The 5,673-nt window shown below is 62.6% G+C and carries 7 protein-coding genes; 6 read left to right on the top strand and 1 reads right to left on the bottom strand.

Annotated elements, in window-relative coordinates:
- From HMPREF3011_RS09500 to HMPREF3011_RS09480, 5 genes are all read left to right on the top strand, one after another.
- The coding region (locus HMPREF3011_RS09500; RefSeq protein WP_070841437.1) for a type II secretion system F family protein at positions 1 to 617 on the top strand (617 nt) is incomplete at its 5' end.
- Complete coding sequence (locus HMPREF3011_RS09495) at positions 614 to 1,264, top strand: type II secretion system F family protein (protein WP_070841436.1); 651 nt, start codon at positions 614 to 616, stop codon at positions 1,262 to 1,264. The genes HMPREF3011_RS09500 and HMPREF3011_RS09495, both read left to right, overlap by 4 nt.
- Positions 1,265 to 1,554: 290 nt before the next feature.
- Entirely contained in the window at positions 1,555 to 1,746 is a 192-nt protein-coding gene (locus HMPREF3011_RS09490) for a DUF4244 domain-containing protein (protein ID WP_210401659.1), read from the top strand.
- Positions 1,739 to 2,092, top strand: coding sequence for a TadE family type IV pilus minor pilin (locus HMPREF3011_RS09485; RefSeq protein ID WP_070841434.1), 354 nt, complete (start codon positions 1,739 to 1,741; stop codon positions 2,090 to 2,092). The genes HMPREF3011_RS09490 and HMPREF3011_RS09485 overlap by 8 nt, the downstream gene beginning before the upstream one ends.
- Positions 2,089 to 2,454, top strand: coding sequence for an Rv3654c family TadE-like protein (locus HMPREF3011_RS09480; protein WP_083327088.1), 366 nt, complete (start codon positions 2,089 to 2,091; stop codon positions 2,452 to 2,454). The genes HMPREF3011_RS09485 and HMPREF3011_RS09480 overlap by 4 nt, the downstream gene beginning before the upstream one ends.
- Here the strand turns inward: HMPREF3011_RS09480 and HMPREF3011_RS09475 are convergent.
- Positions 2,438 to 4,774 carry a DEAD/DEAH box helicase gene (locus HMPREF3011_RS09475; protein WP_070841433.1) on the bottom strand — a complete coding sequence of 779 codons (2,337 nt, stop codon included), beginning with the start codon at positions 4,772 to 4,774 and terminating at the stop codon, positions 2,438 to 2,440. The genes HMPREF3011_RS09480 and HMPREF3011_RS09475 overlap by 17 nt on opposite strands.
- A gap of 315 nt (positions 4,775 to 5,089) precedes the next feature.
- Here HMPREF3011_RS09475 and HMPREF3011_RS09470 point away from each other — a divergent pair, with 315 nt between their 5' ends.
- A complete protein-coding gene (locus tag HMPREF3011_RS09470) occupies positions 5,090 to 5,293 on the top strand; it encodes a cold-shock protein (RefSeq protein WP_005511370.1) in 204 nt (67 codons plus the stop codon).
- The last annotated feature ends 380 nt before the right edge of the window (positions 5,294 to 5,673 follow it).

The raw sequence follows: 5,673 nt of genomic DNA, 5'->3' as shown, positions 1-5,673 counted from the left end.
TTCCAGGTGCCATCGCCGGGCTATTGCTGGGCCGCACCGCAGGGGCCGTAGTGCGCGCTGTGGGGACTAGGCGCTGTGAACGTCGGGAAGCGGACAGCGCTGCGGTAGCGCTGGAAACCTTGACCGCGCAGTTGCGTGCAGGTGCGGCGGCCTCAAGAGCGCTCAACGCGGCAGCAGCGGAATTGCGCAGGGCAGAGGACATGACTGTGCTGGCCGATCATCTTGCGCACGCGGCGCACCGCGCGAACTTCGCCGACCCGTGGGAGACCGAAGAGTCTTCGGAGCAACTGCGTCGGATTGGGCGTATGTGGACGGTGGCGCAGCAACATGGTCTGAGTTTGGCCGGGTTACTGGACTGCGCGCGGGGTGATCTGCAGGCTCGTCAGGCACATCGTTCTCAGACCTCCGCTGCGCTGGCGGGACCACGCATGACGATTGCCATTTTGGCTTCGCTCCCAGTCTTCGGGCTGATTATGGGGCAAGCTTTCGGAGCGTCCCCATTCGAGTTCCTCAGTCGCGGTATCGGAGGAATTGTGCTGGTCATCGGTGTCGGGCTGGTGTGCGCGGGCATAGAATGGGCCGTCGCGATCATCGATCGTGCGGAGGCCGGACAATGATCGCCGCCGCACTTCTCATCGCTGCCTACCTCTGCTTGCCGACATTCAATCCCGTCCGCAGCCGACTGCCCGAATTGGTAGCGGAGTCGGATGCTCGTACGCGAGGAAGCGTGCGCCGGCAGGTGACCAGTCGGGTTGCGCAGATTGCCGCACAGGTGAGGGAACGTGTGCGAACTGTCATTGGCGGTGAGCGCATCAGCCCGGCTGTGCTGCTTGATGCCGCGGCGGCCCTCGACATCATTGGTGCTTGTTTGAGCTCCGGTATGCCATTGTCCCAGGCCATGGAAGCAGCCGCCGATGGCGCAAACCCGGAGTTGGCCGAGCCACTTCGACAGTGTTCCGCCAGGTTGTCTGTGGGCGCGCACTCCGCTTGGGAGAGCCTTGCTGCCACACCCGCGCTCGTGCCCCTGGCGACTGCTGGGCGTCGCGCAAGCGAATCCGGCACCGGCCTGGCGCAGGCAATGGAGGACACCGCTGCCACGTACCGCAGCCAAGCGCACGACGCGGCGCAAGCCGTCGCCGAAAAGGCCGGTGTCCTCATCGCCGGGCCGCTGGCGTTGTGCTTTCTACCCGCGTTTGTGGTGCTTGGTTTGGTGCCCACCATCGCCGGGCTTGCCGACGAAATGTTTGCAGGGCTGATGCCGTGATGATGCTTGGACACCTCTGCGCCCAGCCTCGCGCGCTGGCACGCGCCGGATGCAGTGCTGGTTGCGCTTTCGGTTGCGTCCTCGCCGGTGCGCGTGGGCCGCCGGCTAATCCGCGATCCACCATGCGTCAGCGCGGGTCAACGCGCGTCAATGCACATCACATCTCACAACTGACCTATCACTCGACTTCCACATAGGGGGAGACACTCATGACCACTCAAAACTCCAGCCGTCCAACCAACCGTCTAACTAGCCTTCCAACCAATCCATTGACCACTGCACAGTCCCAGCTGCGCTCGTATTTCCACAAGCGCTTGCGTGCTCTGGCAACTGAGGAAAACGGCATGTCGACCGTGGAATACGCTTTGGGAACGATTGCTGCTGCCGCTTTCGGAGCCCTGCTCTACACCGTCGTGACCGGCGGAGATATCACCCAGGCACTCACTGACATCATCGAAAGGGCGCTCAACACTGATGTCTAGCCGCATCCGCTCTACGCTTCATCGCCTGTGCGTCGGCGACGAAGGCCAAACCACGGTAGAAACCGCTTTCGGTCTCGCGGCACTGGTCACGGTCATGGTCACGGCTTTGCCAGGGCTGGTCACCATCGCAATGTACCTAGGGCTTACCGACGCAGCCGGAGCCATCGCACGGGCTGAGGCGCGGGGCGATGCGGAGACAGTAGCCGAGCTCCGCGCCGACGCGGATGGACAGGTCGCGATATCGGAAACCTCCGGTACCGTGCGCGTGACCATTCGGCGCTCAGCGGGGCCTTTTACGCTGGAAGTACGCGCGGTTGCCCTGCAGGAAAGAGCGGCATCGTCATGAGAAACATGACAGCCCGCCTCTTACGCGAAGAAGATGGTTCCACCACAGTCGCAGCCGCACTGTTCAACACTGCTTTCGTCATTCTGACTTTGGTTGGAGTTACAGCCGGGGTGAGGGGGGTGCAGGCTCGGCAGGCAGCGGTAGCAGCGGATCTGGCCGCGGTGGCCGGTGCCGTGGCTGCGCAAGAGAGCGACGATGCCTGCAAAGCCGCTGGGTCAATCGCAAAAGCTAACCACGCACGTCTTGTGGCCTGCGAGATCGATGGGGAGGACGTGCAGGTCAGCGTCCAACGAAAGGCGAGAAAAGCCACGTCCAGAGCAGGGCCGGTCGCGGTGGAGGATGCTGCTACGGGCCGTCGTTAAGCGCGCGCGACACTCCACTGAGCACTTTGATTGCGCCGGCCTTGTCCAGCGGATCGTTGCCATTGCCGCACTTGGGCGACTGGATGCACGATGGGCAACCGGATTCGCACTCGCAGGCGGCGACAGCATCGCGAGTCGCGCGAACCCACTGAGCGAAGGCATCGTAGCCACGGTCGGCGAATCCTGCACCACCAGGGTGCCCGTCGTAAACAAAAACGGTGGGCTGCTGGGTATCGGCGTGCATGACCGTGGAAACGCCGCCGATGTCCCAGCGGTCGCAGGTGGCAATCAGCGGCAGCATGCCGATAGCCGCGTGCTCGGCTGCGTGGAGAGCCCCCGGCGCGATGTCAGAGCCCACGCCCCACGAGCGCAGTGTGGACTCGGGCATTGTGTAGGCCACGGCTCGCGTGACCAAACGCTGCGGAGGGTAGTCAAGCTCAACACTGTCGAGAATCTCGCCGGTATCCAAGCGACGAAGATAGGAGGTGACCTGATGAAAAACCTCGACCTGGCAGGAAGCGACCTGTAAGCCCTGGTAATGGCGCATGTCGTCAACATCGAGGATGCGAATGGTGGTGTCCATGCGTGAGCTGGTGGAATAGCGTGGCTGCTCGGGGTGGACCAGGGCGACGAGGCTGTCGAAGTCCAGCTGGTCGACAAGGTAGGACTCGCCGCGGTGCAAGTAGACGGGACCGTCGTGGACCTGCTGCATCGCACGGCCAAGATCGATGGTGCCAAGCAGTCGACCATCGGTCTGGTCGACGATGGCCACTTCCTGGCCATCACCACCGCGGACGTTCACGGCATCGTGGGCAGTGGCAATGCGCGGCCCCTCATCGCGGTCGGTCGGGTAGTAGACGGGTTCTTGTCCTTCCCAGGTGCGCTTGCGCAACCAGCCCGCTGACACCATGTCTTCGGCTACGGGCAGGGTTCCCCATGCCTGAAGCTGGCTGGTGGTGACGGGTTTCTCCACAGCCGCGCAGTAGAGGTGTGACCACACCACATGCGGGTTACGGGGATCGAAGACGGTCTTCTCCACCGGCCGGCCCAACAGTGCCGAAGGGTTGTGAACCAAGTAAGTGTCCATGGGATCATCGCGAGCCACCAACACCACCAGCGCACCCTGTCCACGACGGCCCGCGCGGCCGGCCTGCTGCCAGAACGAAGCCACCGTACCCGGGAAACCGGCCTGCACCACCGCGTCGAGGCCACCGACGTCAATGCCCAGCTCCAGTGCATTGGTGGTGGCCACACCCAGCAGGGTGCCGTCATCGAGCATGCGCTCGATGTCGCGGCGTTCTTCGGCCAGGTAGCCGGCGCGGTAAGACTCGATGCGCTCGGCGATATCGCTGCGGCGGCGCTTCTCCAGGCGCTCGCGCACGCCGAGCGCTACCTTCTCAGCACTGCTTCGCGAACGGGTGAAGGTCAGGGTGCGGGCGCCCTCGACGAGCAGGTCGGCCATGATATCTGCGGCCTCGGTCGGGGCGGGGCGGCGCACGGGGGCACCGTTCTCGCCTTGGAGGTCGGGGAGCAGGCCGGGTTCCCACAGGGCGATAGTCCGCTCACCGACCGGGGCGCCGTCTTCGGTGACGGCCTCGACAGGCTCGCCGATGAGGCGACGAGCCTGGTCAGCAGGGTCGTTGGTCGTCGCAGAGGCAAAAATCACGGTCGGCGAGGCGCCATATTCCCGGGACAGCCGCAGAAGGCGACGCAGAATTTGGGAGACGTTGGCGCCGAATACGCCTCGATAGGCATGGCATTCGTCGACGACGATATAGCGCAGGTTGCGCAGCATCCGCGTCCACCGAACATGATTGCCGAGGACCGAAACATGCAGCATATCGGGGTTGGTAAACACCCAACGGGCATGGTCGCGAATCGCACGCCGGGCGTCTTGCGGGGTGTCGCCGTCGTAAAGCGAAATCAGCGAGCTCAGCGACGCCGGTGCCATCGCGCGTGCCGTGTCGAGCTGATCGGCGCCCAGCGCTTTGGTCGGGGAGAGGTACAGCGCCGTGGCCGCGGGGGTGGCGGACAGTTCTGTGAGCACGGGCAGCAGATAGCCGAGCGATTTACCCGACGCCGTACCCGTCGCAACGACGCAGTGCACGCCCTCGCGGGCGAGGTTCGCGGTTGTCGCCTGGTGAGTCCACAGGTTCTCAATTCCGCGATCTACCAGCACTTCTTTCAGCCAGTCCGGTACCCACTCAGGCCAAGGCGCGGTTACGCCCGCGCGCGCAGGAAGATCCGCAATGTGCGTCACCGTCGCCCGCGGATGCGCACGGATAACTGGCTCCAGCAACTCCCGTCCAAACGACTCCACAGACACCAACCTTTCCAGCAAACGCGCACTTCATATGCTTGACGACGCTTCCAACCAGCCACTTTTTCGCTATTCGGCAACTCAGTTTCTCCGGACCCCGAACGCGGGTTTACGGGGGTGGCAAGGAGCTGTTCCTAATCGGCGCTTGCGCCCCAAACGTGGCAGACTTTTTGAGTGTATCGCCCGCCAAAGGGCACCCAGCAAAAGCCCGCATGAGGCGGAAGGGTGTTCGGGTCGTGGTCGCCCCATTGTGAGTGGTCAAATGCGTGTGGCGAATACTTGTTTTATCGAATCCTGAAGTTGGGAAGTTTTGTAATGGCACAGGGTACTGTGAAGTGGTTCAACTCGGAGAAGGGCTTCGGGTTTATCGCCCCAGCTGACGGTGGCAACGACGTGTTTGTTCACTACTCCGAGATCCAGGGCACTGGTTTCAAGACGCTGGAAGAGAACCAGGCAGTCGAGTTCGAGATTGGTGAAGGCCAGAAGGGCCCGCAGGCTCTGGATGTGAAGCCTCTGTAAAGCTTAGTAGTTCGGGGCTGAGTTCGGTTCTGAACTGGGCTTTTGCTCGGTTTGGCTCGTAGACCTCGATCTGCAAGGTTCATGCTGTGTTCATGCTGTGAGCCGTGATTCTCCCACGCGGAAAGTAATTTCTGCGTGGGTTTTGTATTTCTGGGGTCCCGGAGTGCGCGGCAATCGCGGGGTAATAGGCAAAAGTGCGTCTGCTCAGCGTGTCGACCGGTGGGGACCTTCTGCTTCTTACTTCAATGCGAGTTACTGACCGCGTTTATGGCTGGCGGCGACGGGGATGATCCGGGTTACTGACCGCGTTTATGGCACAAATCGCACGAAAAATGGCCTGAAAGTGCTATAAACTCGCACAGTTTCACATTTGCAGCCCG

This window comes from Corynebacterium sp. HMSC074C04, assembly GCF_001838295.1.
GTDB lineage: Bacteria > Actinomycetota > Actinomycetes > Mycobacteriales > Mycobacteriaceae > Corynebacterium > Corynebacterium amycolatum.
The sequence above is the reverse complement of the archived record's forward strand: the minus strand, read 5'-3'. Positions and strand labels throughout refer to the sequence as shown.

Bases quoted from the DNA above. Each gene is read 5' to 3' on its own strand.
- HMPREF3011_RS09495 (WP_070841436.1), top strand. From the start codon at position 614: ATGATCGCCGCCGCACTTCTCATCGCTGCCTACCTCTGCTTGCCGACA.
- HMPREF3011_RS09485 (WP_070841434.1), top strand. From the start codon at position 1,739: ATGTCTAGCCGCATCCGCTCTACGCTTCATCGCCTGTGCGTCGGCGAC.
- HMPREF3011_RS09470 (WP_005511370.1), top strand. From the start codon at position 5,090: ATGGCACAGGGTACTGTGAAGTGGTTCAACTCGGAGAAGGGCTTCGGG.
- HMPREF3011_RS09480 (WP_083327088.1), top strand. From the start codon at position 2,089: ATGAGAAACATGACAGCCCGCCTCTTACGCGAAGAAGATGGTTCCACC.